At 40.5% G+C, this 26,934-nt stretch carries 28 protein-coding genes; 17 read left to right on the top strand and 11 right to left on the bottom strand.

The window, feature by feature from the left end; genetic code table 11:
- The first annotated feature begins 8 nt into the window (after window positions 1–8).
- The 4 genes from PQ477_RS06560 to PQ477_RS06545 all read left to right on the top strand — a co-directional run bounded on the left by PQ477_RS06560 (window position 9) and on the right by PQ477_RS06545 (window position 3,269).
- Window positions 9–1,289 carry an ammonium transporter gene (locus PQ477_RS06560; protein ID WP_035394210.1) on the top strand — a complete coding sequence of 427 codons (1,281 nt, stop codon included), beginning with the start codon at window positions 9–11 and terminating at the stop codon, window positions 1,287–1,289.
- A gap of 20 nt (window positions 1,290–1,309) precedes the next feature.
- A complete protein-coding gene (locus tag PQ477_RS06555) occupies window positions 1,310–2,185 on the top strand; it encodes a DUF294 nucleotidyltransferase-like domain-containing protein (protein ID WP_186370680.1) in 876 nt (291 codons plus the stop codon).
- Window positions 2,186–2,197: 12 nt separating this feature from the next.
- Window positions 2,198–2,911, top strand: coding sequence for an exonuclease domain-containing protein (locus PQ477_RS06550; protein WP_035394212.1), 714 nt, complete (start codon window positions 2,198–2,200; stop codon window positions 2,909–2,911).
- A gap of 64 nt (window positions 2,912–2,975) precedes the next feature.
- Entirely contained in the window at window positions 2,976–3,269 is a 294-nt protein-coding gene (locus PQ477_RS06545) for a YwdI family protein (RefSeq protein ID WP_060704427.1), read from the top strand.
- Between the two features lie 69 nt (window positions 3,270–3,338).
- Here the strand turns inward: PQ477_RS06545 and PQ477_RS06540 are convergent, their stop codons facing one another.
- The gene (locus PQ477_RS06540) at window positions 3,339–3,944 is read right to left on the bottom strand and encodes a GNAT family N-acetyltransferase (RefSeq protein ID WP_274273211.1); all 606 of its coding nucleotides are present in this window, start codon (window positions 3,942–3,944) and stop codon (window positions 3,339–3,341) included.
- A 108-nt stretch (window positions 3,945–4,052) separates the two neighbouring features.
- Between PQ477_RS06540 and PQ477_RS06535 the strand changes: the two genes are divergently transcribed.
- Window positions 4,053–4,427 (top strand): DUF423 domain-containing protein, encoded by a 375-nt coding sequence (locus tag PQ477_RS06535; RefSeq protein WP_035394220.1) that lies wholly within the window; start codon window positions 4,053–4,055, stop codon window positions 4,425–4,427.
- 47 nt (window positions 4,428–4,474) lie between these two features.
- Here the strand turns inward: PQ477_RS06535 and gerQ are convergent, their stop codons facing one another.
- Together gerQ and PQ477_RS06525 are read right to left on the bottom strand one after the other, a co-directional pair.
- Window positions 4,475–4,966 carry a spore coat protein GerQ gene (gene gerQ / locus PQ477_RS06530; RefSeq protein WP_274273210.1) on the bottom strand — a complete coding sequence of 164 codons (492 nt, stop codon included), beginning with the start codon at window positions 4,964–4,966 and terminating at the stop codon, window positions 4,475–4,477.
- Between the two features lie 20 nt (window positions 4,967–4,986).
- Window positions 4,987–5,418 (bottom strand): cell wall hydrolase, encoded by a 432-nt coding sequence (locus tag PQ477_RS06525; RefSeq protein ID WP_035394225.1) that lies wholly within the window; start codon window positions 5,416–5,418, stop codon window positions 4,987–4,989.
- 347 nt (window positions 5,419–5,765) lie between these two features.
- Between PQ477_RS06525 and PQ477_RS06520 the strand changes: the two genes are divergently transcribed.
- The 4 genes from PQ477_RS06520 (at window position 5,766) to yidC (ending at window position 9,098) form a co-directional block, all read left to right on the top strand.
- Window positions 5,766–6,668, top strand: a complete 903-nt coding sequence (locus PQ477_RS06520; RefSeq protein WP_144560265.1) for an ABC transporter ATP-binding protein — start codon at window positions 5,766–5,768, stop codon at window positions 6,666–6,668.
- Window positions 6,661–7,914: an ABC transporter permease gene (locus PQ477_RS06515; protein ID WP_274273209.1), complete on the top strand. Its 1,254-nt coding sequence runs from the start codon at window positions 6,661–6,663 to the stop codon at window positions 7,912–7,914. Before PQ477_RS06520 ends, PQ477_RS06515 begins: the two co-directional genes overlap by 8 nt.
- Window positions 7,915–7,998: 84 nt before the next feature.
- Window positions 7,999–8,259 (top strand): hypothetical protein, encoded by a 261-nt coding sequence (locus PQ477_RS06510; protein WP_035394232.1) that lies wholly within the window; start codon window positions 7,999–8,001, stop codon window positions 8,257–8,259.
- 44 nt (window positions 8,260–8,303) lie between these two features.
- A complete protein-coding gene (yidC, locus tag PQ477_RS06505; protein WP_060704433.1) occupies window positions 8,304–9,098 on the top strand; it encodes a membrane protein insertase YidC in 795 nt (264 codons plus the stop codon).
- A 38-nt stretch (window positions 9,099–9,136) separates the two neighbouring features.
- Here the strand turns inward: yidC and hemQ are convergent, their stop codons facing one another.
- Both hemQ and PQ477_RS06495 read right to left on the bottom strand, forming a co-directional pair.
- Window positions 9,137–9,886, bottom strand: a complete 750-nt coding sequence (gene hemQ, locus PQ477_RS06500) for a hydrogen peroxide-dependent heme synthase (protein WP_144560263.1) — start codon at window positions 9,884–9,886, stop codon at window positions 9,137–9,139.
- 72 nt (window positions 9,887–9,958) lie between these two features.
- Window positions 9,959–10,708, bottom strand: a complete 750-nt coding sequence (locus PQ477_RS06495; RefSeq protein ID WP_274273208.1) for an enoyl-CoA hydratase/isomerase family protein — start codon at window positions 10,706–10,708, stop codon at window positions 9,959–9,961.
- Between the two features lie 186 nt (window positions 10,709–10,894).
- Between PQ477_RS06495 and pta the strand changes: the two genes are divergently transcribed.
- Complete coding sequence (gene pta, locus PQ477_RS06490) at window positions 10,895–11,890, top strand: phosphate acetyltransferase (RefSeq protein WP_035394234.1); 996 nt, start codon at window positions 10,895–10,897, stop codon at window positions 11,888–11,890.
- 38 nt (window positions 11,891–11,928) lie between these two features.
- Here pta and PQ477_RS06485 read toward each other — a convergent pair whose 3' ends face one another.
- A complete protein-coding gene (locus tag PQ477_RS06485; RefSeq protein WP_246117081.1) occupies window positions 11,929–12,756 on the bottom strand; it encodes a lipoate--protein ligase family protein in 828 nt (275 codons plus the stop codon).
- Between the two features lie 198 nt (window positions 12,757–12,954).
- On the opposite strand from PQ477_RS06485, the gene PQ477_RS06480 reads away from it, so the two are divergent.
- The 3 genes from PQ477_RS06480 to PQ477_RS06470 all read left to right on the top strand — a co-directional run bounded on the left by PQ477_RS06480 (window position 12,955) and on the right by PQ477_RS06470 (window position 16,096).
- Complete coding sequence (locus PQ477_RS06480; protein WP_144560260.1) at window positions 12,955–14,190, top strand: dicarboxylate/amino acid:cation symporter; 1,236 nt, start codon at window positions 12,955–12,957, stop codon at window positions 14,188–14,190.
- A 113-nt stretch (window positions 14,191–14,303) separates the two neighbouring features.
- Window positions 14,304–15,584: an HD domain-containing protein gene (locus tag PQ477_RS06475; protein ID WP_274273207.1), complete on the top strand. Its 1,281-nt coding sequence runs from the start codon at window positions 14,304–14,306 to the stop codon at window positions 15,582–15,584.
- A gap of 11 nt (window positions 15,585–15,595) precedes the next feature.
- The gene (locus tag PQ477_RS06470) at window positions 15,596–16,096 is read left to right on the top strand and encodes a YwgA family protein (RefSeq protein WP_274273206.1); all 501 of its coding nucleotides are present in this window, start codon (window positions 15,596–15,598) and stop codon (window positions 16,094–16,096) included.
- 310 nt (window positions 16,097–16,406) lie between these two features.
- Here the strand turns inward: PQ477_RS06470 and thmT are convergent, their stop codons facing one another.
- Genes thmT through PQ477_RS06455 form a run of 3 tightly spaced genes read right to left on the bottom strand, consistent with a single transcriptional unit; the run spans window position 16,407 to window position 18,414 of the window.
- Window positions 16,407–16,592, bottom strand: coding sequence for a 2-hydroxymuconate tautomerase (gene thmT, locus PQ477_RS06465; protein WP_035394240.1), 186 nt, complete (start codon window positions 16,590–16,592; stop codon window positions 16,407–16,409).
- 55 nt (window positions 16,593–16,647) lie between these two features.
- A complete protein-coding gene (locus PQ477_RS06460; RefSeq protein WP_246117080.1) occupies window positions 16,648–17,325 on the bottom strand; it encodes a class D sortase in 678 nt (225 codons plus the stop codon).
- Between the two features lie 3 nt (window positions 17,326–17,328).
- Window positions 17,329–18,414, bottom strand: coding sequence for a processed acidic surface protein (locus PQ477_RS06455; protein WP_274273205.1), 1,086 nt, complete (start codon window positions 18,412–18,414; stop codon window positions 17,329–17,331).
- A 240-nt stretch (window positions 18,415–18,654) separates the two neighbouring features.
- Between PQ477_RS06455 and PQ477_RS06450 the strand changes: the two genes are divergently transcribed.
- The gene (locus PQ477_RS06450) at window positions 18,655–19,200 is read left to right on the top strand and encodes a YwhD family protein (protein ID WP_274273204.1); all 546 of its coding nucleotides are present in this window, start codon (window positions 18,655–18,657) and stop codon (window positions 19,198–19,200) included.
- 115 nt (window positions 19,201–19,315) lie between these two features.
- Here the strand turns inward: PQ477_RS06450 and pepF are convergent, their stop codons facing one another.
- The gene (pepF, locus tag PQ477_RS06445; protein ID WP_035394244.1) at window positions 19,316–21,103 is read right to left on the bottom strand and encodes an oligoendopeptidase F; all 1,788 of its coding nucleotides are present in this window, start codon (window positions 21,101–21,103) and stop codon (window positions 19,316–19,318) included.
- Between the two features lie 848 nt (window positions 21,104–21,951).
- On the opposite strand from pepF, the gene PQ477_RS06440 reads away from it, so the two are divergent.
- On the top strand, window positions 21,952–22,773 hold the full coding sequence (locus PQ477_RS06440; protein WP_144560255.1) for a GNAT family N-acetyltransferase: 822 nt from the start codon (window positions 21,952–21,954) through the stop codon (window positions 22,771–22,773).
- 44 nt (window positions 22,774–22,817) lie between these two features.
- Here PQ477_RS06440 and PQ477_RS06435 read toward each other — a convergent pair whose 3' ends face one another.
- A complete protein-coding gene (locus PQ477_RS06435) occupies window positions 22,818–24,932 on the bottom strand; it encodes a transglycosylase domain-containing protein (RefSeq protein WP_432813890.1) in 2,115 nt (704 codons plus the stop codon).
- 129 nt (window positions 24,933–25,061) lie between these two features.
- Between PQ477_RS06435 and speE the strand changes: the two genes are divergently transcribed.
- On the top strand, window positions 25,062–25,889 hold the full coding sequence (gene speE / locus PQ477_RS06430; RefSeq protein WP_035394249.1) for a spermidine synthase: 828 nt from the start codon (window positions 25,062–25,064) through the stop codon (window positions 25,887–25,889).
- Window positions 25,890–25,901: 12 nt separating this feature from the next.
- Window positions 25,902–26,780, top strand: a complete 879-nt coding sequence (gene speB, locus PQ477_RS06425; protein WP_274273202.1) for an agmatinase — start codon at window positions 25,902–25,904, stop codon at window positions 26,778–26,780.
- Window positions 26,781–26,934: the final 154 nt, after the last annotated feature.

Genomic DNA, 26,934 nt, shown 5'->3' with positions numbered 1-26,934 from the left:
GATTGTAGATGAGTGGAGATGAAGCATTGGTATTAGTAGATAATTTGTGGCTAACGGTTGCGGCCGTCCTAGTTCTATTAATGCAAGGGGGATTTATTCTTCTTGAAGCAGGTTCTACCCGAATGAAGAATGCTGGTCATATTGCTGGAAAGACTATTTTTACGGTAGGGGTCGCTTCATTAGTATTCTGGGCAGTAGGTTACGGATTTATATATGGAGAAGGAAATGCAATTATAGGTCTTTCTAATTTCTTTTACGGTAGTGCGGCGGATGGAATTGGTTCTGTCGATTTCTTCTTTCAATTAACATTTGCGGCGATTGCATTAACCATTGCCTTCGGCGGATTTGCTGAGAGAGGAAAGCTTGCTGCTTACGCAATCTTTGCGGTTTTATTTTCAGCATTTGTATATCCATTAGTGGCACACTGGATTTGGTCAGATCAAGGTTGGCTTGCTGATTTAGGGAAGCAAGACTTTGCAGGCTCAACAGTTGTTCACTTAACAGGTGCGATGGCGGCACTTGCAGCGACTATTTTATTAAAACCTCGCCTCGGTAAATATGGTAAGAACGGAAAAGTGAACGATTTATCTGGACATAACCAAGTATACACAGCTTTAGGTGTATTAATCCTTTGGGTTGGTTGGTTTGGGTTTAATGCCGGTTCAACAGGTGGACTTGATGGAGCATTTTTTGGCTTTGTTGCGTTAAATACACAACTAGCAGCAGGTGCAGGAACCATCGCAGCGTTATTCTTAGTTTGGGCAATGAGTGGTAAAGCTGATGTTCCAACTACATTAAACGGGGCTTTAGCAGGTCTTGTTGCCATTACTGCATCGTGTGCTTTCGTTGATCCTTGGGCTGCGGTTGTGATTGGTATGATTGGTGGACTAATAGTAGTAGTTAGTATGAGAATGTTTGACAAGTTAAAAATTGATGATCCTATTTTTGCGCTTAGCGTACACGGAGTGGCAGGCGTTTGGGGCACACTTTCAACAGGTTTTTTCGCTACACCAGAACTTGCAGCATTAAATGGTGGTCGAGCTGGTTTATTCTATGGCGGTGGATTCGATCAATTAGGCGTGCAAGCTTTAAGCGTTGTAGTATGTGCCGCATTTGCATTTGGTGCTTCTTACGTATTGCTTTTACTTACAAAGAGTCTTGTTGGTGGTACGTTACGTGTGACTGAAGAGGAAGAGATTCTTGGTCTAGATATGAGTGAACATGGTTCGTACGGCTATCCTGAAAATGTGCAACAAGAACAAGAACGTTCTTCTAAGACAGGCTCATAATGGTGGAGATGTCAGAATTAATGAAGCAGCGGTTATGTGAGCAAGAACAGCGACGTAACGATGCTGTGCAAGTTGCTTTAGATAAAACGATTAAGGAGCTGGGAGAAATCCCTGCTCCCTTTGCGTTTTTCTTTATGGGTAGTGCAGGAAGAGAGGAACAGCTTTATCAAACAGATCAAGATCACGGCATCATTTACGACGGGGAAGAAGCGTGTCAACGATATTTTCTCTTTTTAGGAGAGGAGATCGTTAAAGCACTGGAAGATAAGGGATACGAACGGTGTACAGGAGGGGTTATGGCCTCAAATAAGGGCTGGTGTCGATCCTATGAGGAGTGGAATGAACAACTTAACTTTTGGATAAAAGAGAATCAATTTGAGCATGTCCGCTATTTGTTAACGTTCTTTGATGCTAGGACTGTGTTAGGTGATGATCAGTGGCTCAAGCGCCTAAAGCAACGTCTCTTTTTTGAGATAAGAAAAGGGCACATTCCGATGAGTCGCTTTACGGAAAATACAGGTAGAATCCCTAAGGGTTTGAATGGGTTTGGTCAATTGCTGGAAGATAACTATGGTGAGTATCAAGGGACGATCAATTTAAAAGAACAGGTGCTTTTTCCTTATGTGAATGGGATGCGATTACTTGCATTGCAGGAAGGTATTGAATCGGCATCGACATGGGCGCGTATGCAGCAAAGTGCATTTATGACAAGCGAACAACATGTAATGGCATCTTTTTTAGAGATTCAAAATAAACGTGTGCTATGGGGAGAGAATCATGGAACATTTACACATGTTTTTCCGAATAACCTTACAAAAGAGGAGCGGAAATTTCTTAAAGCATGTATTCGAGAAGGGCGATCGTTTTATCGGGGCATTCAACAAAGTCATGAATAGGCGTGTGGTACGATGAACTTAATGACAATCATGCGGCAAATTTCGGCACGATTTACTTCAGGTGTTTCGTCCTCAAACTCCGATCAAGCAAGTCAAATGGCGCGCTTTCGTCATTATCAAAAGGAAGCGCAAAAGGATGTGCTGGATGAACCGCTACATGAACTACCAATGGTTGTTTTTGACCTAGAGACAAGTGGATTTCAGCCAGATTATGGTGATTCGATTCTTTCAATCGGAGCAGTGAAAATTAAAGGTTCTTCAATCTTACATGACCATTTCTATAAAACGATTAAGCCAAAACGGACCCCATCTGCAGAAATTTTACAACTAACCGGGTTAACTACGGCAGAGTTAGAACAATCAGAGGCGTTAAAGGACGTTTTATTGGCATTTTACCAGTTTGTTGGTTCATCAACCCTTATTGCTCACCATGCTGCCCATGAGCGACGATTTATGCGGCATGCTACATGGCATGAACTCGGTCGAACGTTCACACATCGATTAATTGATACATCCTTTTTGACGCAGCTTACAGCAGCACATCAGTCGTTTGAACAGTTAGAAGAGTGGTGTCATGCGTACGATATTGTAGTAGGGAATCGTCATCATGCTCTTGCAGATGCGCATATGGCCGCTCAATTATGGGTGAAGCACCTAGTGGTTGCCGATCATGCTGGCTACTCAACTCTATCTGACTTATACAAAGCGCTTGCTGCTAAAAAGTAGCCACACTCTCGCATTGAACGGTTGAAGCATGCTATCATAGAGCTGTGTTCGAAAGGAGGACACTATGCTCATTAAAGTTGAACATCTCATTGAACAAATGGAACGACAAATAGAGAACATGAAGGGAGCGACAAACAGGGACAATTGGGTGGATGTTAAAGAAGCAGCCTCCATTATTGAAAGTTACTGTCACGTAATAAAGGGCAGTCAGCAAGTAGATGAACCGCTGCAAGCACCAGCACCGCAAAAACCAGCTATGCAGTCTCCTGTGCAGCCTGCTCCACAAAAACCAGTACTTAAACAACCAACGACAGAAGCAGATGAACGAGAAGAAAAACGCAATTTGCTTGATTTTTAGACAAGATTGATTGGAAAAAAGGCGATTATCCTTAAGTGGATGGTCGCCTTTTTTACATATACAGGATATTCAAGGCCGCCATTCAACAATTACACCATAATGGTGTGATTCCTCGTCAGGTAAATAATCTTTTTCAATGCGAACAACGGTTAACCCTTGTTTTAACATAAAGGAAAGAACAGGGTCGGTTCTCTTACCAGCTTGTACGCGTTCGACGTATTCTTCTATTGCTAATGTTTGTGCATAGTGATGGTAACCTGGTAACCGACTACCAGCGGCATAGCGTTGCAATTGTAACGTTCGCACGGTTTCTTTTCTTGCATCATAAAGGGCTTTTGCAACCCCGAGCTTTCGATACGTCGGGCGAACACATAAATCAATCCCATACAACGTCTGACCATTAGGGTCATGGGTTTGTCGAATGGTTCCGTTATCACTTATGTCACTCCAAGAATGAGAACGGTCAGCAGCATTTGTTAATAGCGATGTAGCCGAACCAACAATTATGTTATTGTATTCAGCAAGAAGTGCCCCTTCTGGAAAGGTGTCAACATGAGCTGAGATGTCGTCTTTATTCCAGAGTTGCTCCGCTGGATAAGGTGGTGGAAATGCTTCTTTTTGGACTTGTAATAAACCATCGAAATCAGCTAAAGTATAAGGACGAACGCGAATCATACCATTCCCTCCATTTTTCGTTTTTCCTATCATAGCATGGGGCTTGACGGAAGGCGACGGATGGGGATTTAAGAGTGAAAAGTGTTGAATGTGAAGGAGTGCTAGAAAATGGGAAGATTATTTATCTTCATTGGTGCGATTGTCATGGCGTTATCAGTAGCAATTGGTGCATTTGGCGCGCACGGATTGGAAGGGCGCATTAGCGAGCGAATGTTGAAAAATTACCAGACAGGCGTACAGTATCATATGATTCACGGTATTGGTTTACTGTTTGTAGGAATACTGTCGTTAAAAATGCTCGGCAATCAAATGGTTCATGGAGCAGGTTGGGCGTTTTTAATTGGTATTGTCCTATTCTCAGGGAGCCTATACGTTATGGCGCTAACCGGCATAACGAAGCTTGGTGCCATTACACCTATTGGCGGACTTGCTTTTATTGTTGGTTGGGTATTGCTAGGGATTGCGGCTATGCGGCACTTGTAATAAAGCAGCAGAAACACCCTCTTCAATGTAGAAGGGGGTGTTTTGTGTTATCGAGGTGAGTATTGGGATAAACTTGGTTCATACCCATATTGGTATGTATAGTCAATTGGCTCATCAAATGTGATAAAATCTAAATTTACCATTAAAAGTAAATAATACTCTCCTGTTTCTGGATTGCCGATAATAATGTGGTCACGTCCAGCTTCTTCAATGCGCCCACGAAAAACTCGGGCATTCCATTCGCTATTGCCTTCAAATGTCTGATGAACCGTTACAAGTTTGCCACGGTTTAAACGCAAAATGTTCTCAATAAACGATTGCTCAATTGGCAACATGCTTGCGTCTACACCAGACATTTGCTGTTGAACAAAGCCTGGAGTCTGGTAATTTTGTGAGGAGAAGTAAGGCTGAGGAGATTGCTGTTGCATAGATTGCTGACCATACATGGGTTGGCCTTGCATAGGCTGACCTTGGTGATGCTCCTGCCCGCTGCCTTGACCTTGTTGACCGCCTTGATTTTGCCACTGATTTTGGTACATGTAATCACTCCTTTTTTATCTTAAAACGTATTAAAGACTTCTTCGCATTCAGCTGGTGTTGGTTGATAAAAGCAGTGTGCTTTGTAACGCCCCGTGTTCCACTGTCCCCACCATTCGGCTGGACAAGGGCCGTCTGGACGGAAGAACCATAAAGCAAATTCAGCTGGATAAAACCGCTCGCCATTAATAACCCTTCTCGCCAAACGTCTATCTCGCTCACGAGCTCGCTGATAAAAATAGCTTTTTTGAACAGCTTCAAAACCACCTGGGGACTGATAAGCCATGTCGGGAATGCTATTAACTCCTCCAAAGTCTAAACATCTCACTCTTGTACGGTTCACCATGACGTTCCCCGCCATGAGCATACCCTCTTCTCCTTCTCCTTCTGCTTCTGCCCGCATTAATCGTGCTAACACATCAATGTCACTGGAATTTGCTTTTATAACGGCCATTCCTTACACCTCCGCAAAGATAGACTGACGTTGTTCGTTAGTGGAAGTCGAGTTAAACCACATATAGGTTCGTTCCATCATATGAATAAAGGGTTACAAATATGTCTACTCGTTAAAAGATCAAAAATGAATTAAGATAGAAAAAAAGAAGAATAGTCTGTAAAATAGAAAGGGCTAATTCATTTTTTAAGCCAAAATGACCATCTTCAATTGCAGTGTTAATAAGGAGTGATACTAAAAGAGTGAAACCTATATGGGAAATGAACCGTAATAACAAAAGAAGGCTGATAAACGATAGCCGTTTATGTGGTGAATAGCTGAATTTAAAATAGAAGGAGATGACCTGAATGACGTTAATTATTGATAACGTAGAAAAACAGTTTGGAAATCATACAGCAGTGGATGGTATTTCAGTAAGCGTAGAAAAAGGGCAAATGTTTGGCATGCTCGGGGCAAACGGCGCAGGTAAAACAACGACGTTTCGAATGATTATTGGTCTATTAGAACCATCAAACGGAACGGTGACATGGAACGGACAAAAGCTTTCGTACAAGTACACAAATCTTATTGGCTATTTGCCAGAAGAAAGAGGGCTCTATCCTAAGCTTACAGTTAGAGACCAACTGATTTATTTAGGAAAGCTAAAAGGAATGAAAAAGAATGTCATTATTGATGAAATGCGTTCATGGCTAGAACGTTTTAAAGTGACGGAATATGAAACAAAGAAGGTAGAAGAGCTTTCTAAAGGAAATCAGCAAAAGATTCAGTTTATCGCAGCTGTCTTACATAAGCCGGAATTGCTCATATTAGATGAACCATTCAGTGGTCTTGATCCAGTAAATTCGGATATGTTGAAAGCAGCAGTGCGACATATTCAAGATCAAGGAACAACCATTGTGTTCTCTAGCCATCAAATGAATAATGTAGAAGAGATGTGTGAAGACATTATTATGTTAAAACGTGGAAAAGCCGTTCTGCAAGGAAATCTAACCGAAATTAAACGCGGATACGGTATTAAAACCGTTTCCATTTCTGCTGATTATGATTTGAGTTTCTTAAAAGACCAGCACCAGGTCACCCACTATACGGAAACGAAGAATGGTGTAAAAATTCAAGTCGAGAATGAAGACGCGGCGAAAGAGATTTTTAACACTCTAGCCGACAAAGGGTTTGTCCGTAAGTTTGAAGTGGAAGAACCAAGCTTACACGATATCTTTATCGACAAAGTAGGAGGAGATGCAAATGAATAATTTCGGTACAATTGTCGCACATACATTAAGCGCAAAAATCCGCACGAAATCATTTTTAATATCATCGGCATTTATGATGCTTCTTATTATTGGCTTAACGAATATTACAACTATTATAGATTTATTTTCGGATGGAGATGGCGATAGCGCTACGAAGATCGCAGTCGTGGATGATAGCGAAGATGCAGGTATTATCGCACAAAGTTTAACAGCACCGAGCGAATTTGATGAAGAGACAACCTTTGTGCTAATGGATAATCAATCTCTAGAAGACGCTTTAAATGAAGCTGAGGAAGGTACATATGATGGGGTCGTGCAACTAACAGGTACAACTGATTCGTTAAATGTTTCTTTATATAATGATTCTACTACAGTGGCTATGGATGTCGAACAGCAGATCCAGCGATTAAAAGAAGGTGTGTTGACGAGTGAGCTAGATATTGACGAAGAGCAACTTGCTGCTGTTTATCAGCCAATTGCCTTTGAACAGCTTTCAATAGAAGAGGGCGAAGCAGTAGAAAGTGAAGAAGAAAGCGCGGCTTCCTTTTTTACCGTCTTCGGGATTACGTATGTGATTTTCTTTATTGTTATTCTTTTTAGCACAATGATTGCAACAGAGGTTGCTACAGAGAAATCGTCTCGAGTGATGGAACTACTCGTTTCAAGTGTCAATCCAGTTGTCCAGATGTTTGGTAAATTAACAGGAATTGCCCTTGCTGGTGTCGTAAACTTGCTTACGTTGCTTGTTGCGTTTGTTATTGGTATGACGATTGCTGGTGAAAACCTTACAGAGTTTCTATCATCTGATGTGATTGATTTAACACTTATAGGTTACGGGATTGTATCGATTGTTCTTGGCTACTTTATTTTTGGTGGGATTGCCGCTATGCTTGGCGCTCTTGTCAGTCGAACGGAAGAGGTTAATCAGTCTGTACAGCCGTTAATTTTCCTTGCATTGATTGGATTTTTTATTGTGTCATTCAGTCAAGGTTCACCAGATGCTCCTTTTGTTACGGTGGCCTCGTACATTCCATTTTTTACACCTCAACTGTTAATTTTACGTGTGGGCGTTGGTTCAATTGCTCCAGTTGAGATTGCGTTGTTAATTGCCATCATGGTCATAAGCGCAATTATTATCAATGTTATTGCAGCACGTGTATACAAAGGTGGCGTGCTCATGTACGGAAAGTTGTCCTTTAAGAAAAATATTAAACAAGCCCTTGCGATGTCTAAAAAAGAAAAATAAATACATGAAAACGGATTTGTTCTTGCTCAGTGAGTATGGTAAGATGGGAATATTGTGAAAAGGTATCGGAGGAGGTGATGGAGGATGATTGATTTATTTCTAGAGCTATCGTTTATATGGATTCATGTTGGTATATTGCTTCCTATTCTTGCTTGTTTAGCATATGAAAATATTAAGCTCCACAGAATGCATGTGAAGATGAAACGTCCTGTTCGTAAAACGTTAAATACAGGAAGAATCATTGATCTTCCTCCGTCGCCAGTTACTACTCGCGTACGCCCGAAGATTCCGTACTTTCGAGATAAGAGCTGTCAAGATGACGATGAACTGTACTTTGTTGTCTAAAGAAACAGCGATGTGAGACAACAAAGGAGGAAATAGAGAAACGTATGAAAAGAAAAATTCTTTTAACAACAAGCTTACTTTTTATGGCAGTGGTGCTAGCTGCCTGTGGAATAGACGAGCCTATAACGGCTGACTCTGAAGGCTTTTGGAACTCATTTTTCGTCTATCCAATGTCATTCTTAATTCAATTCTTCTCTGATTTGACGGGAGGTCATTTTGGCTGGGGGATTGTCATTGTAACAATCCTGATTCGTTTGCTGATCTTGCCACTTGCGTTAAAATCACAAAAGAGTTCTCGAGCGATGCAGGCGTTAAGACCTGAAATGCAGGAAATTCAAGAGCGCATGAAAAAAGCACAGGGGAACCCTGAGAAACAACGAGAAGTGCAGTCAGAAATGATTGGTATGTACCAAAAGCATGGCGTTAATCCAGCCGCTGGTTGTTTACCTGCACTTGTGCAAATTCCAATTGTTATGGCGCTTTATTTTGCGATAATGCGAACGGAAGCGATTGGGCAAGGACCTGAAAGTGATTTCCTTTGGTTTAATCTCGGACAAATGGACCCAGTGCTTCCGTTTATTGCTGGTATAACGACTTTTGTTCAATTCAAAATGTCGATGAGTCAAATGCCTGCTAATCCGTTAGGTGAAGGAATGCCAAATCCAATGAACATTATGCTGTGGATTATGCCTGTGATGATTATCATTGCCGGATTAACATTACCATCAGCATTAGCGCTTTACTGGGTAATTGGTAACATCTTTATGATTGTTCAAACCTACTTCATTATTGTACGTCCGAATTTGAATAAAGAAGATGTTGAAAAAGACCGTGCATAAAAGAAAGGTTCATCGCCTATGGCGATGAACCTTTTTACTTATAGATGAAAATACTTAGAGAGCGCATCTGTCTCTAATAGATTGCCGACATAGAAAGAGCCAAACTCTCCGTAACGCGCCGACACTTCGTCAAAACGCATTTCATAAACCAATTTCTTAAACTGAAGGACATCGTCAGAAAATAATGTCACGCCCCATTCCCAGTCGTCAAAACCAACAGAACCGGAAATGATTTGTTTTACTTTGCCTGCATAGCTGCGCCCAATCATGCCATGGCTACGCATTAAGTCTTTACGCTCATCCATCGGCAGCATGTACCAGTTATCGTTGCCTTCACGACGTTTGTCCATCGGGTAGAAACAAACATGCTTCCATTTAGGTAGTTCAGGGTAAAGACGTGAGCGAACATACGGGTTTTCGTAAGGATCTTCATCAGATTCTTTTGCTAAATAGTTGCTTAATTCAACAACAGAAACATACGAATAAGTCGGAAGCGTGTAATCGGCTAGTCCAGACTTATCGAAAGCAAGCTCAATGTGATTTAATTCTTCCATCGTTGGACGAAGAAGCATGATCATAAGATCTGCTTTTTGACCAACGATTGAATACAATGCGTGGCTTCCTTTACCATTTGCTTCTGTATCGCTCCATTGGTTTAATAGGGACGTGAATTCCTCAATCATACCATCTCGCTCGCTTTGTGGAACCGCCTTCCATGAGCTCCAGTCGATCTTGCGAAAATCGTGCAAAACATACCAACCATCAAGGGTTTTAGCTGCTTCATTCATCGTACAAATCCTCCTCTAACGATCTCTCTATACACTATACCATAAGGAGGGATAAATACTGAATGAGAAACGTTATCGCTTGCTTTTATTCACAAAATAGTCAAGAGCTACACGGTGTTCTTTTGATTCACTAGCTTCTCGTTGAGCGGTTACTTCCATTTCTAATAGCTCTGCTAAATGATGATCGAAGCTCTCCCTGAAATTGTTCTTCATTAGCCGATAAGCCGTTGGTGGCAGCGCCAAACAGTTTTGTATCGTTGTATCAATATCATCAATACTACTAATTAGACCGATTTCTAATGCTTTTTCACTAGTAATGGTATTCATTATAGCGAGCTCTAATGCTTTAGGATAGCCAACTAACCGGGGTAAATAGTAAGACATTCCTGCATCAGGAACAAGACCTATTTTCAAAAATCCTAAACCAAAACTGGCTTCTTTATCTGCAACGCGGTAATCACAGGCAAGTGCGATACTAAGACCTGCTCCTACGGCAACACCATTCATATGAGCGATAATGGGTTTGCCAATATGAGCCATAAGGGTAATTAATTTATTGTACGTTTCTCTTAAAATTCTTCCGTAATTTACATTTTCTAGATCATCTGGGTCAATGGATTTTAAGTCGGCTCCAGAACAAAAAGCATTTCCACTTCCTGTTAACACAATAACTCGAACCTCACTATGTTCGTCGGCCTCTTCAAATGCTCTATAAAGTTGTTCGTGAGCCTCATCGTTTAAAGCATTTCTTACTTCTGGTCGATTTAAGGTAATCGTTGCGACATTGTTCTTAATAGCTAGTTTTACCAGTTGGTCACTCATAAAATCCTCCTAGAATGGTTTTCTACATAATTCGATCATAACAAATGAAAACCCTTTATTTATGTGTAAGCGTAATCAATGTGTCAATTTTTAAAATTAACGCTTTATAGGAGTCTGTTTCCTTTTCTTCTAAAGCAGGGTATCCTAAAATAGAGGAAGAACGAAAACTGAAGGAGGTTATTTAACGTGAGTAATTTATTTGCTGATATTAAGCAGCAGGTAGGGTCTCATAAACCAAGTATCGTATTGCCAGAAGGAACCGATGAACGTGTTCTTGAAGCTGCGGTTAAGCTTGCAGCGGATAACGTAGTTGAACCGATTTTAATTGGAAATCCAGACGAGATTGCGTCTCTTGCTGATAAAATAAACGTAAAGATCGATGATGTAACTATTTATAATCCAAAGACGTATGCACACCTTGATGCCATGGTCGAAGCTTTCGTTGAAAGACGTAAAGGAAAAGCAACGGAAGAGCAGGCGCGTGAACTTCTTATGGACGTAAATTATTTTGGGACGATGCTTGTTTACATGGAAAAAGCAGATGGCTTAGTGAGCGGTGCTGCCCATTCAACTGGAGATACGGTTCGTCCAGCTTTACAAATTATTAAAACATTACCTGGCATTAAACGCACATCTGGTGTGTTTGTGATGGTAAAGGAAGACAAAAAGTTTGTGTTCGGTGATTGTGCGATTAATATTTCACCAAATGAAGAAGAGTTAGCTGAGATTGCAACGGCAACGGCAGACACGGCTAAATTGTTTGGGATTGATCCAAAGGTAGCCATGTTGTCATTCTCAACCCTTGGTTCTGCATCGTCTCAAGAAACACAAAAGGTATCTGCGGCTACGAAGATCGCTCAAGAAAGCCGTCCTGACCTTGTTATTGATGGAGAGTTCCAGTTTGATGCAGCGTTTGTCCCTGCAGTTGCGCAGAAGAAAGCGCCGGATTCACCGTTAAAAGGTGAAGCGAATGTCTTTATTTTCCCTAGCCTAGAGTCAGGTAACCTTGGCTATAAAATTGCTCAAAGACTTGGTGGCTACGATGCAATTGGACCAATCTTACAAGGTTTAAATAAACCAGTGAACGATTTATCACGTGGTTGTAACGTAGACGATGTGTATAAGTTAAGTTTGATTACAGCTATGCAAGCTATTACGCAAACAGAAACGCAAAAAGCATAAGAAAAAGCTTTCGGATTACATTCCGAAAGCTTTTTTTCTTAATGAAGACAACGATTTTGACGTTGCGTTACTCGTTCAAGCTGTGCTTCAAAAAGCAGCTCTTCTTCTTCTGAAAGCACGTGGTGTTCAAGCGTAATACCAAAGGTTAGCGCAGTGTCGATTGTACGTTGAACAATTTCTTCGACCGTATAGGTCGTATTTAGTAATTCATTTATTGAACCCATTACGGCTGGATCAATGGAAGGAACGGTATAAGAAGGCTTTGACTGTCCAATCCCATGCTCATACATTTGTTTTACGATGTGAGCTCTTTGGGCTCCACTGCCTGTGACACATAAATAAATTTGCACAGCAATTCCGCCACGTATTCTCCGTTGTGAAATGCCTGCAAATTTCTTGCCGTCAATACTCAAGTCGTAGCTTCCAGGGCAGTAAGATCCGACCACTTCACCTGTATGAATAGTCGCTTGAGGAAACATGGCCCGAATCAACGCAACCATACGCTCGTATCCACCATCTATAGAGGATGTTGTTTCACCAGGAAAAATAAGAGAAAGATTAAGAACACCATCGTCTAACAGAACGGCTAAACCGCCTGAATTACGGACAACAACTTGGTAATTATTTTTTTCTAGAAACGTAATTGCTTCATTTATAGAGTCTAAGCGAGAGTCTTGTGTCCCTAATACAATTGTATTTTGATGAACCCAAAATCGGAGGGAAGGTTGGTTTTTTTTGCCGGCTAGAGTGCACAGCAAATCGTCATAAGCAAAAGAATGTAAAGCACTGGTTTGTAAGTATTCTTTGCTGTGATCAACAAGCTTCCACGTACTCACTTTAGACTGGAATGGTGATACATTAGCCAATAAAATCATTCCTTTCATGCCGCTACTAGTATACCATGTAAATAGCCTTCCTATAAAAAGGAAGTTGCGCAATTTCAATCCAGCCGTTATACTGAAAAAAGTTTTACAAAAAGTAAGCGATTTAGTAAATGTTTGTGAAGATTGTAGAAAATAGTAAACGGAATAGAAAGAATGTCGAATACGTTTGGGGGAAATTAAGTGGATAAGAATAAGCTTACACGAAATATTTTATTAGGTTTATTATTTGGTGCATTACTAGGTCTAATTTTACCTTATTTTTCGCAAGATGCATTTAACTGGCTAAACCAGTACCTCCTGGATCCAGCCGGTACGGTCTTTTTACGTCTCATAATGATGGTGGTTGTTCCGCTTGTATTCTTCTCGCTAGTTGTAGGTATTTCTGATTTAGGGAGCCCAAAGCAACTTGGACGAATGGGGATACAAACGGTTATCTTTTTTCTCGCTACTTCTGCTATCTCATTAACTATTGGAATTATTGCCGCTCAAATCGTTCAGCCAGGTTCACCGGGCCTTCTTGGTGATGGTATTGCTGAGGATTATGAAGTAGCCGATTCTGTACCAATTATGGATACGTTAGTAAATATTATTCCAAATAACCCAATTGAATCAATGGCGAATATGGAAATGCTTCAAATTATCTCGTTTGCTATATTTGTTGGACTTGCTATGGCCATGCTCGGTAAAAAAGTAGAAACAGTCAAAGTATTCTTTGTACAAGCTAACGACATTATGATGAAAATTGTTACGTTTGTCATGGCATTTGCTCCAATTGGTGCGTTTGCACTAATTGCATCTGCTCTTGGTGAAGCAGGGTGGGGAGCAGTTGGTTCACTGTTGTCTTACTTCCTTACCGTTACAGGTGTATTAATTTTCCATGGTATTATCGTATATGGGTTGATTGTGTACTTCTTAGGAAAAATGAGTCCTGTGAAGTTCTTTAAAGGCTTTGCGCCAGCAATGACAATGGCATTTAGCTTGTCAAGCTCAAATGCTGTGCTACCCTTATCAATGAAATCTGCTCAAGAAAACTTAGGTGTCTCTAAACAGGTTTCTGGATTTGTTCAGCCTCTTGGAGCAACAATCAACATGGATGGAACAGGCATTATGCAAGCTGTTGCCACAGTCTTTATTGCCCAAGTGTACGGGGTCGATTTAACGATCACTCAAATGCTTATTATCGTCTTAACAGCGACACTGGCAAGTATCGGAACAGCAGGGGTGCCTGGTGTCGGCATGATTATGCTTGCGATGGTCTTAACTTCAGTAGGGTTGCCACCAGATGCAATTGGATTAATTATTGGTATTGACCGTTTACTTGATATGATGAGAACAGCTGTAAACATTACAGGTGATGCGGTTCTAGCTGTTATTGTTGATCGAAACGAAAAGCGGCGGGGAGAAATCTCTGCTTAACATGAATAACGAGACTCAAACCGATCCTTCGGTTTGAGTTTTTTTTATGAGATCAAGCCTTTTTTTAAAGGAGGAGAAACTTTATAATAAGAGGGATAAAAGGGGGGAGAAGCATGTCCATAAGGCTAACAGAAGAAAAAGTGTTTAAAGATCCTGTTCATCGCTACATACATGTGCAGGACAAGTTACTATGGGATTTAATTGGGACGAGTGAATTTCAGCGTTTGCGAAGGGTTCGTCAATTAGGGACGACATCGTTTACCTTTCATGGTGCGGAGCATTCCCGCTTTAATCACTCTTTAGGTGTGTATGAGATTATGAGGCGATTGATTACCAACTTTAGCGATAAACCGATGTGGAATGATGAGGATCGACTTCTAGCGCTTAGCGCAGCCTTACTCCATGACATTGGACACGGACCGTTCTCCCATTCGTTTGAAAAAGTATTTGATACCGATCACGAGGAATGGACGAGGCTAATCATCCTCGGCGATACAGAGGTGAATGAAGTGCTCCGTCACGTGCATGCAGACTTCCCGAAAGAAGTTGCCGCTGTCATTGAGAAAACGTCTGCAAACAAGCTTGTAACGAGTATGATTTCAAGTCAGATTGATGCGGATCGCATGGATTATTTATTAAGGGATGCCTATTATACCGGTGTGAGCTACGGTCAATTTGATCTGGAGCGAATTTTGCGGGTGATGCGACCGATGGACGATCAAGTCGTTGTGAAAGCAAGTGGCATGCACGCCGTAGAAGACTATATTATGAGTCGCTACCAAATGTACTGGCAAGTATATTTTCATCCGGTTACGAGAAGCTCTGAAGTGATCCTGAGTAAAATTCTAAAACGGGTAAAAGCGTTGCACGAAGAGGGGTATCCATTCAAACAGCCTCCGCATCATTTTGAGTCCATTTTCTCAGGCACAATGACAATCAACGATTACTTACAATTAGATGAATCTGTCATGCATTATTATTTTCAGTGTTGGCAAAAAGAAGATGATCCAATCTTAGAAGACTTATGTCATCGGTTTTTAAATCGTCGTTTGTTTGCATATGTAGAATGCCATCCAAACGAGCGGTTAACCGATATAATGGCTCTTCAAGAACTTTTTTGGGAAGCTGGAATGGATGCCGATTATTATTTGGAAATAGATTCCTCTTCAGACTTGCCATACGACGTGTACAGGCCAGGAGAAGAACAGAGGGTACCGATTCAACTGCTAATGAAAAACGGTCAATTAAAGGAGCTTTCAAGCGAATCAGATGTAGTTGAATCGATCTCAGGGAAGAAACGAACGGATCATAAGCTTTATTACCCAGCTGATACGATTGCATCACTTGATTCGTCTATTAGGCTTAAAATCGAATCCATTCTGAAACAAATGTGAGGAGGGCTAACGTGCTAACCCATCATGCACAAGTATTGAACCTTTTTTCCTTATGTGAGAATACGATTGAACATAAGAAACTGCAGAAAATCATTTATATTGCTAAGTCTTTTGGGGCCCCTTTTGCGGAAAAATATCGCTATCATCGATTAGGTCCATATTCAGAGGATTTATTCGTACGATTGGAAGAGCTGTGCAACCTCCACTTTCTTCAAGAGGAACAGCATGACATTGATTCTGTTTATGTACTAACAGAAGAGGGTGAAGGGTTTTTACATACATTACATACAAAGAGAGGAGAAGACAGCTTTACCCCTATGTATAAAGCGTTAAATGAGCAGCCGCTAGCGACCCTCGAACAAATGGCGGCATTGCTGTATTTTCAGCAAATGGAAGGCGATGGTGTTCGTGATCCTCATCTCATCTCTCGCTATTCAGATCAAGAGTGGCTTCATGCAGAAACCTATTTAACAATGCTAAGAGAGCGTCAAATATTCTATGAAGGTTCATAGTCTTACATTTTATTTTACAGCAGTTTTGTAGTTATGGCGCGTATCGTTGTATACACTAAAAGCAAGAGAACACCATGACAAGAGAAGAAAGGTGGCGCCATCTTTGCTCAGCTTTACATTTATGCTACTTATGTTCGCTGTGGGCATCCCGTTAATTCTAATCTTAATTTTATCTTCACCAATGATGGGATTGACTGTGGTTGCGGTCATTCTGTTAAATTGGTTTTTTATATCTCACTACGTGCGCAAACATCATAGAGATGCGCATAGTAAAAAGGAGTGTCCATAATGGGAACGCTCCTTTTTACTTTTATTGATCGCTTTGTCGAACCCCTGCAACACCGAAGTTAGTCGGCTTCATTTCATCAATGATAACCGAGATACGCTCTTTTGGAGCTTGTGTTGTTTCCGAGACCGCTGCAGTTACTTGCTCCACGAGTGCTCGCTTTTGATCATCACTGCGACCTTCAAGCATTTGAATTGTTACAATTGGCATGAAAAAAACTCCCTTCTTATAGCATACGTTGAGTATACCAGAAAGGAGTTTTCTTTTATTCAGTAAAAAGGGCTAAAGACTGATTAAACTGTGAATCAACGAGATCTGCAACAAGAACATAACGTTCAGGCGCGAAACCGACAACGTGAAATGGATAACAAGTCGTTAACGTTAATTGCGCATCGTCTGTGGAGACAATGACTGTCCGATCATCCTCGTCAACAATGCGAACGGTATGGACTTTGTAGGTAAACACACCGCTCTTCGTTTCGACGATAATCTCGTCTCCTTCACCTACATCACCTAAATGATGAAAGACGGTGTTGTTATGACCGGATAAGACGCTGTTGTCATTTTCGCCAGGGAGTACACTTCCATCGAAATGCCCGACCCCTCGATCAAGCTCCTCATCACCAGTGCCATGAATGATTGGCCAGCTTGAGTCTAAGACTGGAATGCTCAATTTCCCCATAACTTCACCGATTTCAGGCTGCCACTCACTCACTTCAGGGTTTATTGTTGAGGCAAGAGCAGGCTCGCTCTCTCCTTTTCCTGAAAGGGTGTGGGCGACCAACGTTTCTTCCGCAGGCATGAACTTGTAAAGGACATAGCCATGTAGTATTTTGAACCCGGTTGTTGTTGTAAGATAAGCACCAAAAGCGATTAACAGAACAGCAAAAATCGTTAAGACCGTCTTTTTAACGTTTCGTTTCCGCTTTTTAAAACGTGCCACGACTTATACAGCCTCTTTTTTCATCGAACGACGGAATACAAGTAAGCCAGCGCCCATTAATCCAAGACCAAGTAAAGCGAAAAGTGGGTAGTTGCTTGATGTTTTAGGCATTTTCGCACCATCAACCGTTTTTGTCAGCTTTTTAGATGTGTCGCTACTATCTTGACCACCTGATACAGGTGCTTTTTTAGCTGGTGCTTCGCCACCGTTTTTCGGCGTTTCTTTTAATGATTCTTCTACTTCTTTACCGATGTTGTTCACATCATCTAAAATATCTTTAATGAAATGGGAGTTAAACATCTCTGGAGTGATATAAAAATCAGCTAAGAAGTCGCCAGATTCATTATACAATTCAACAAGAAGCTTATATTCTTTTTCAATGCCGGATTTTGCTAAAGCAGCTAAATCGACTGGTTTTTTGTCTTGTCCAGCTTTGTCAACGTAATAAGCTGGTTGTAATTTTAGTAAATCAATTGCTTTTTCGCCAATTGCGAAAAGTTCAGCGATTTCTTGTGCGTTTAATTCTGTAATGGATTCAAAAGCGCCATCACGGAAAGCAAAACCACGCTCTTTTAATGCGTTTAAGTCTGCTGATAAATGTGGGTTTGTTTCTCTTACTTTAAGGAAGTGCATCATTAAGTTCCATAATTCTTCATCACTAAGGCTAAACTCTTTTAAGTAACCCGATAAGTCAGGAAACTCATACCAGTCATCATCACCAAAATGTGCCCATAGGAACATATCTAAGTCATCATAGAAAATAAAGTAATCCATTGAAATCATTAACTCTTCTAATAAAGCTAAGAAGTCGTCTTCAGAAACTCCGTAATCTTCTAAAAGTTGATAATAACTTTCTTCAGTTAATAAGTCACCTAAATAATCCTCTAATTCTTCGACTGTACTAAACTCGTCTAAAGCGGTTTGCCAGCGATCATTTAAATATATTTCAAGCTCTTCTTCAGTCATGTCTATGTACGCTAAGTACTCATTTAGCTCGTCCTGATCTAATGAGTGGGCAAAACTAAGACTCGGTGCAATAAGAGATAAAAGCAATGTAAAAATAAGTGATAAGGACAATAATTTTTTCATGTGTTCCCCCTATATTCAGTTGTCATATTTTTCTTGCAAGGTAATTATATAGTGATATCCCTTCATTTGTCATCATAATATCGAAAATTTTAGAAAAACTTTAGAATTAGTTCGCATATGCACAGAAATGCGACAAAATCCTTCTAAATGCTCCAAATTATTCGTGTGTGGCATACTGGCTGATCTGAAAATCAACTTATGATACAATGAAATCATGAATGATGAAACTAGAAAGGGCGGATGATCGTGGATTTGCTCAATAATAATAATTTGAAGAAGGCGAAGAAGTCTTCAAACTTTACGATTCTTAGTAACGACTCTGATGCTACAGATGGTCATGGCGGATATGGGGCTGGCTTGATTAATTTAGATCATATGACGTCATTGTTTATTAATATTGATGAGCAAGAAGCGTTTGTTGATATGGGGGCGCTTCATGCACGTTCTGCTGTTGAAAAACGGGTGAAGTTTATTCCAACCCTTGAAGATGTCCCAACAGATGGCATGAAGCGTTATTGGTTAATCTGGATTACAATTGAGACAAAGGATAAAAAACCTTATTACAGCGGCGTTGCGGCCTGCTATATGACAGTAAACAAAGGGGCAAAACGTGGCTATAAAAGCATGCCAGAGCATGTGAATCAGATGGACAAAGCATTAAAAGGGAAGGTCTCGGTTGAAGACATGGATGCCTCTTCTCGTAAAGTGCTAGCTGATTTCTTAAAAGGTCATAGTGAAGACATTTGGAATGCGTCGTCAACGTTGCAAGAAGCGCTAAAAATTTGAACAAATTGTGAATAAAGGATGAGACCTATTGTTCTTTTTAGGTCTTTGTTTTACGCTTACTAGTGCTAGGACAAAAAAGCAGCCGAGGGTGTACGTATACCCCTCGGCTGTTTTTTTATAGTTTTTTCAATTCGTCTACAAGCTCCGCGAATTTTTTCATTGCTGCTTCAATTGGTTCAGGAGTGGTTAAATCGACTCCTACCGCTTTAAGGAGCTCCAATGGATCGGCTGAGCTTCCACTTTTAAGGAACGTTAAATACGACTCAAGGACGTCTTTATCGCCTTCTAAAATCTTAGTGGCAATTTGAATGGCTGAGGCGAATCCAGTTGCGTATTGGTATACATAAAAGGCACGATAGAAGTGAGGAATGCGAGACCATCCGTATTTTACCTCATCATCAAATACAATATCTGGACCGTTATAAAGGCGGAAAAGCTCTTCATATAGTGAGTTTAAGTTTTCTGCATTTAGCGATTCACCGTTTTCTGCTTTTTCATGAGTTTGCTTTTCAAAATCAGCAAACATTACTTGCGTGAAAAAGGTACCGCGGAATTGTTCGATGAAATGATTTAATAAGTAAGCTCGCATTTTCTCATCCGTCGTTTCATTTAACAAATAGTTAATTAGCAAAACTTCGTTTACCGTTGATGCTACTTCGGCAACAAAAATGCGATAGCTTGCGGTTATTTGTGGCTGGTGCTTGCTTGAATAATGACTGTGTAGTGCATGACCCATTTCATGAACAAGTGTAAATAAGCTATTTAAATCATCGTGATGATTTAAAAGAACAAATGGGTGGACACCATAAACGCCCATATTGTAAGCGCCTGAACGCTTTGCAGGTGTTTCCCTTACGTCAATATAGCGTTTATCTTTAAACTCTTTTAATCGCTCAACGTACTCTTCACCTAATGGCTGTAAAGCGTGAATCATCGTGCTGTATGCTTCCTCATACGGAATGTCTGCTTTGACACCAGGTACAATCGATGCATTTAAGTCGTATTGGCGCAGTTCATCAACACCAAGCTTTTCCTTACGTAATCGGCTGTATTCATGTAATGGTTGAATATGGTTTCTCGCTGCCTCAATTAACTGATCATATACAGCTGGATCAATGTCGTCCGCAAAAAGAGCTTTTTGCAGAGCGGACTCATAGTTGCGTACTTTCGCCATGGTTGCATTCTTTTTAATTTCCGCACCGAGTGTTGTAGCAATCGTATTATTTAGTTCAATGTACGGCTTATAGTAAGCTTTGTACGCTTCTTTTCTCTTATTTCGATCCTCGTCTTCAATCAACTTTGCATACATGCCTCTTGTTAATTGAACTTTTTTCCCTTTATCGTCGGTTACATCACCAAATTGTATATCTGCATTATTCAACATACTAAATGTTGCGCCAGGAGCTTGAAACGATTCGCTCAGTTGCGAAAGCAATTCTTCTTTTTCTTTTGAAAGAACGTGGTCTTTAAACCGAAACGATTTCCATAGTTCGTCTTCGAAATATTCGAGTTCTTTTTCTTCTTTTAAGTAAGAACGAAGTGTTTCCTCATTTAAGCTTAAGAGGAATGGCATAAAAAAAGCGGTTGATTCACTTACTTTCACCCCAAGCTTTGTTGTGCGATCACTTAACGTTTGCGCATGAGAATCCCTCGTATCAATGTCGGTTAAAAACATAGTGTACGCAAATACTTTTCGCAAATGAAACGAAAGCTCTTCTTGTGTTTTTAAGTATGCTAACAAATCGGAGCCACTAGTAATAGCGCCATCATATGTTTGTAATTTGTCACAGATGCTTTCGCATTCTTCTAATTTAGCGCGCCATTCCTGTTCATTGTTAAATAAATCGGTCAAATCCCACTTTTCGTGATCAGGGACTTCTTTTCGTGTTGAATATGTCGTCATCTAGACACCCCTTCGAAGTTAATAGCGTATTCGTTCTAGTGTAGCACGCAAGCGGTAAATTATGTTTGAATCTGAGATTTTAAAAACATTTATGGTAATTTGACAGCTTCTAAAAAGTGTTTTTGTTGAACGTTTGTATTTATTAGAAAGGAATATACTTTTTATCGTTGAATGAGTTACATATTGAACTTTTATTATAAGTTCGAGAGTTGTTATGAGGCGTAAATATCTAGTGTAAGTGAATCAAAGCAAAAAATAAAAAGTTTGCGTCAGTGAGAAGAATCGAGATGAAGCTATACGATTTTAAATAGATCCAATATTTTTGATGGTTCTCTAGCTACATTCTGCTGTATCTACGTCTTATTCCATTATTGTAAAGAGGTGTGTTAATTGATGTCTAAAGCAAAGATGTATTCTTACTTAGGAATAGTAATACTTGTAATTTCACTAGTAATATCAATAATAGTAGATAGGATAATGATATTTATATCTGTAATCCCAGTATATGGCGTATTATTTTTCTATGCGCATAAAGAAAAAGTGAATGATCAAAGAAACGGATAAATAAAGGATAGCTAAAAAATCCTAACTTTTATTCTGACTAAGAGAATGGAATCCTGTTAATTAGAGATTTCTTTAAAACTGCTTCGGGATTAGATAAAAGGAAACGAATCGTTTCTTTTAAACGGAAATATGCCTCACTGAAATCAACATTTTAGGCAGATTAATCTCTTGACAAAAGATGCGGAAACATTCAAATCTTTTGAAAAAGAGATGAACATACGTAATTAAAAAGAAAATTACAATTGTTTTCTGTGCTATACTGATGAGAAAAGGTGGTGAAAAGGATGCTTGCCCCAGAGCAACGAAAAGCAATTCACGCGCTGCAGCAAAAGGTAGAACACTATGATAAGACGAAGTTAAAAATGAATTGGGATATGCTTGCACAACAAAATCGTTCCGAGTCGAAAACGGAAGATTACTTTCATTATGACGAAAAAGGTACGTTACTTGGTTATTTGGCGGTTTTTTCATTTGGGAAAAAAGTCGAATGTTTGTGTCTTGTTGACCCAGAATACAGACGGAGAGGCATTGCCCGCCATTTAATGACTCAAGCGCTCAGCAATTGGCATCAGCAGGCAGCGCCTTTTCTCATTAATACTCCTGAAAACGCTACGAGTGGTCATGCTTTCTGTCGGGCAGTTGGTGCTGTCTATCAATTTTCTGAGCATCAAATGGTTTGTCGCGAAATACCAATGCCTTGTTCAAAGGAGGGCATTCGAATTCGTCCAGCTGTTTCGAGTGATCAAGCATCCATTCAATGCTTAGATAAAGAGGGTTTTGGTTTATCGATGGAAGAAACAAATCATTTGAGACCAGACGAAGTAAATGGAACTTATATCGTTGAAGCTGCTGGTGAAGTAGTTGGGAAATTAAGAGTGCAGCGTCAAAAAGATGAAAGTTGGATTTACGGTTTCGTCATTAAGAAAGAGGAGCGCGGTAAAGGTATTGGTCGAGCTGTGTTAACGGATATTGTCCATCGTGAAGTTCGAAACGGAAAAACAGTTTGGTTAGATGTTGTGACCTCAAACGAGCAGGCGTTGTCATTATATAAAAAATGTGGGTTCACTGTAGAAGGTGCCCAAGCATATTATCGTTATAAAGCATGAAATAAAGAGTATGAATCTTAAATAGATCCATACTCTTTTTCGTGCTACTCTTGATCTCGTCGTTCCCACTGATCTGTTTCGACTTCATTTCCACCAATCCAGCGAAAGAAGCGTCGAAAAATGCTTTTGTCTTGTTCTGGCTCTTCATCAATTGGTTCTGATTCTTCCAGCTTACTACAGGGTTCGAGCGGTTCGGTCCCCATTAAGAAAGCGGTAGGTCTTCCACCAGGGCAAGATTCATTCGTGAGCAATCCAGTATGAGGGTCGACTGTTTTCATAACAACCCCAGGAGGGCGAGTGAATGGAAGCGTTAGTTCATCTTCCATGGCTGACTGCATGAAATCTGCCCAAATTCGTTTAGCAATTTGGCCTTCTGTAAATTGATTAATGTCTTTCTTCTCATCGTAGCCAGTCCAAACAACTGTGACAAGCTGTGGCGTATAGCCAATCATCCAGCTATCTCGCGGCGTAGACCCTGACTTACCAGCAGTCGGATGAGTCAGTTTCTTTGCAACACTGCCACCAGTTACCGACGTGTAGCTATTTAGTTCAGGTTCAAAAACACCCTTCATCATATCCGTTAAAATATACGCCGTGTCAGCCCGAAGTACTTGCCGTTGTGGGCTGTTTGGTTCAAAGATTTTCTTACCTTCTCCATCCGTAATATGACGAATAAACACAGGCTCACTCATCTTTCCCCCGTTTGCTAGCGCTGTATAGGCATTTGCCATATCAATAATGGATACGGGCTGTGCACCAAGTGCAAGAGAGGGTAGTTGTTTAAGTTTACCTAAGCCAACGGTTTCTGCAACTCGAACCAGTTCTTCCTCCCCGATAGACAGATGGGTTTTCACCGCGTAGATGTTATCAGAGTAGGAGATCGCTTCCAGCATTGTAATAAAATCGTTCGCATAAACATCGTTATAATTACTAGGCTCGTATGAATCCCGTCCTTCGTCAAATGTGAAAGAGGTCGGTTCACTAAGGAATGTTGTCATTGGCGTGAAGCCATTCTCAAGTGCTGCGTAGTAAAGAAATGGTTTCATTGTTGATCCAGGGTGTCGCTTAGACTGAGTCGCTCGATTATATGAACTATCTTCATAGTCTTTTCCGCCTACAAGTGCTTTCACTTCGCTTGTTCGAGGATCCATTGCAACAAGTGCCACTTGCAAATCACTTTCCGGCATATAGTGCGCAACAAGATCTTCTGCTTGTTGCTGAAGAGTGGGGTCAAGTGTCGTCTGAACGCTTAATCCTCCTACTTTCAACTGTTGTTCTGTAAGTTGAGTGTAGTCTTTCATGAAGGCTTTTACATGGTCTTGAAAATAAGGAGCAAGCTCTTGTGCTTCAAGATCCTTTTGATCGGTAAATTGGAGTTTTTCTTCTTTCGCTAAGGAAGCTTCTTCGGTTGTAATAAAGCCTGCCTCCACCATGCTGTTTAAGATGGTATGCTGGCGGGACGTCGCTCGTTCCAAGTCATTTAATGGTGAATAATAGCTTGGTCCTTTCGGCACACCTGCTAGCATGGCTGCCTCTGCTAAAGAGAGATTCTTTGCGTTTTTGCCGAAGAAGTGAGAAGAAGCCGCTTCAATACCGTAGTTACCATGTCCGTAATAAATGGTATTTAAGTACCCTGCCAAAAGGTCGTCTTTCGAATAGTTCATTTCTAATCGAAGTGAATAAACAAGCTCATTCCACTTGCGCACATACGTTTTCTCATGGGATAAATATAAGTTACGAGCGTATTGCTGTGTAATTGTGCTGGCACCTTGTCCTTTTGAACCAGATTGCAGGTTCGCTAGGAGCGCTCCACCAATACGTTTAAGGTCAAATCCATAATGGGAATAAAATTTCCGGTCTTCCACAGCAATTGTAGCATCTATTAAATAGGGTGATACCTCGTTTAACGGGACGGTTTTTCGATTTTGACCTGCTTCTTCACTATCAATGATGGAACCATCGTTCGCTAAGAATTGATTAGGGAAAGCAAGTTCAATTGGTGGTGGACCTTGCATTCTGGCATAGGATAAGAGAGCAAGGATGCTTATAATGATGCACATAATCGCAATTAGGCAGTATTTAGCCAGCGATTTTACTTGTTTAAAGCGTTTTTTTTGACCTCTTGTTGCTGGAATCAACTTGCTCACCCTTTCGTTCATCATCTCTTTACTAGTTTGGAAAAAAAAACAGATTTTTAAACAAGAGTTGCAATTCCGCTCCCATCCGCTATACTTGCTCTTAGCAAAGAAATCATGTACACATGGTTTTAACTAAATGAGGTGACAATAGTGGAGTTTTGGTTTACAGAAAAACAAACAGAACGATTTGGCATTACGATGAAAATTAAACGCACGCTGCATTCTGAAAAGACGGCGTTTCAGCAACTAGATATGGTGGAAACAGAAGAATTCGGAAATATGTTGTTATTAGATGGTATGGTGATGACAACAGAAAAGGATGAATTTGTGTATCACGAAATGGTGACACACGTTCCATTATTCACACACCCTAATCCAAAGCATGTCCTAGTAGTAGGTGGTGGAGATGGCGGAGCGATTCGCGAGGTCATTAAGCATCCATCAGTTGAAAAAGCCACTCTTGTTGATATTGATGGAAAAGTAATTGAGTACTCAAAAAAATATTTACCAACCATTGCTTGTGCCCTTGAGGATGCTCGTGTGGATGTTCAAGTAGACGATGGGTTTATGCATATTGCAAAATCAGAAAACGAATATGATGTCATTATGGTTGATTCAACAGAGCCAGTTGGTCCTGCTGCTAAATTATTTGAACGAGGTTTTTATGAAGGGATCTCAAAAGCATTGAAAGAAGACGGGATTTTCGTAGCGCAGACCGATAACCCTTGGTTCCATCAAGACCTTATTACAAATGTATATAAAGATGTACAAGAAATTTTCCCGATTACACGTTTGTATACATGCAACATCCCTACATATCCTAGTGGCATGTGGACATTCACAATCGGTTCAAAAAAACACGATCCTTTAAAAGTGGAAGCGACTCGTTTTCATGAGATTGACACAAAATACTATACAAAAGACATTCACAACGCTGCTTTTGTATTACCCAAATTTGTGCAAGATTTATTGAAGTAAGGAGTGACATGTATGCGATTTGATGAATCTTATTCTGGCAAGGTCTTTATTATGAGCCGGGCAACTTATGAAGAAGCTGATGCTGTCATTTACGGAATGCCGATGGATTGGACCGTTTCCTTTCGTCCAGGTTCCCGTTTTGGTCCAGTCCGCATCCGAGAATCTTCTCTTGGATTAGAAGAATACAGCCCTTACGCAGACAAGCATTTAGAAGAGGTTGCGTATTTTGATGCTGGTGATATCCCGCTTCCGTTTGGAAATGCAGCAAAGAGTTTAGACATGGTTGAAGAATACGTGGAAGGTCTTTTAAATGACGGCAAGTTCCCCCTCGGTTTAGGTGGCGAACACCTTTTATCATGGCCAATTTTTAAAGCCATGTATCGTAAATATCCAGATTTAGCGATTATTCATATTGACGCACACGCAGATTTACGTGAGGAGTATGAAGGAGAGGTATTATCTCATTCCACCCCAATTCGTAAGGCGTGTGAATTAATTGGACCAGAAAACGTCTATTCATTTGGCATTCGTTCGGGCATGCGTGAAGAATTTGCGTATGCAAAGGAATCAGGGATGAATCTCTTTAAGTTTGATGTTGTTGAGCCGTTGAAGCGAGTATTGCCTAAGCTAAAAGGGAGACATGTCTACGTAACGATTGATATTGACGTACTTGATCCGGCGTATGCTCCAGGTACGGGCACTGCTGAGGCTGGCGGTATTACATCAAAAGAATTGCTTGAAGCACAAATTCATTTAGCAAAAGCAGATCTTTCTATTGTTGGCGCAGACCTTGTTGAGGTGGCTCCTGCCTATGATCCAACGGAACAAACGACCATTGCAGCTAGTAAGTTTGTGCGCGAAATGCTATTAGGATGGGTAAACAAACGATAAATACACCTGTTAAGTGCTAAAGGTAGGTTTCCGGTAGAGGAGTACTTACTGCTAGCGCTTTTTCATTTATTGCCCTTTTTTTGAGAATGGAAACTCTATTCAATTGCAAGACGTATATAAACGAAGTAAAATGGATAAGGAAGTAATGATTGTA

The organism is Shouchella hunanensis (assembly GCF_028735875.1).
GTDB classification, from domain to species: domain Bacteria; phylum Bacillota; class Bacilli; order Bacillales; family Bacillaceae_D; genus Shouchella; species Shouchella hunanensis.
The sequence above is the reverse complement of the archived record's forward strand: the minus strand, read 5'-3'. Positions and strand labels throughout refer to the sequence as shown.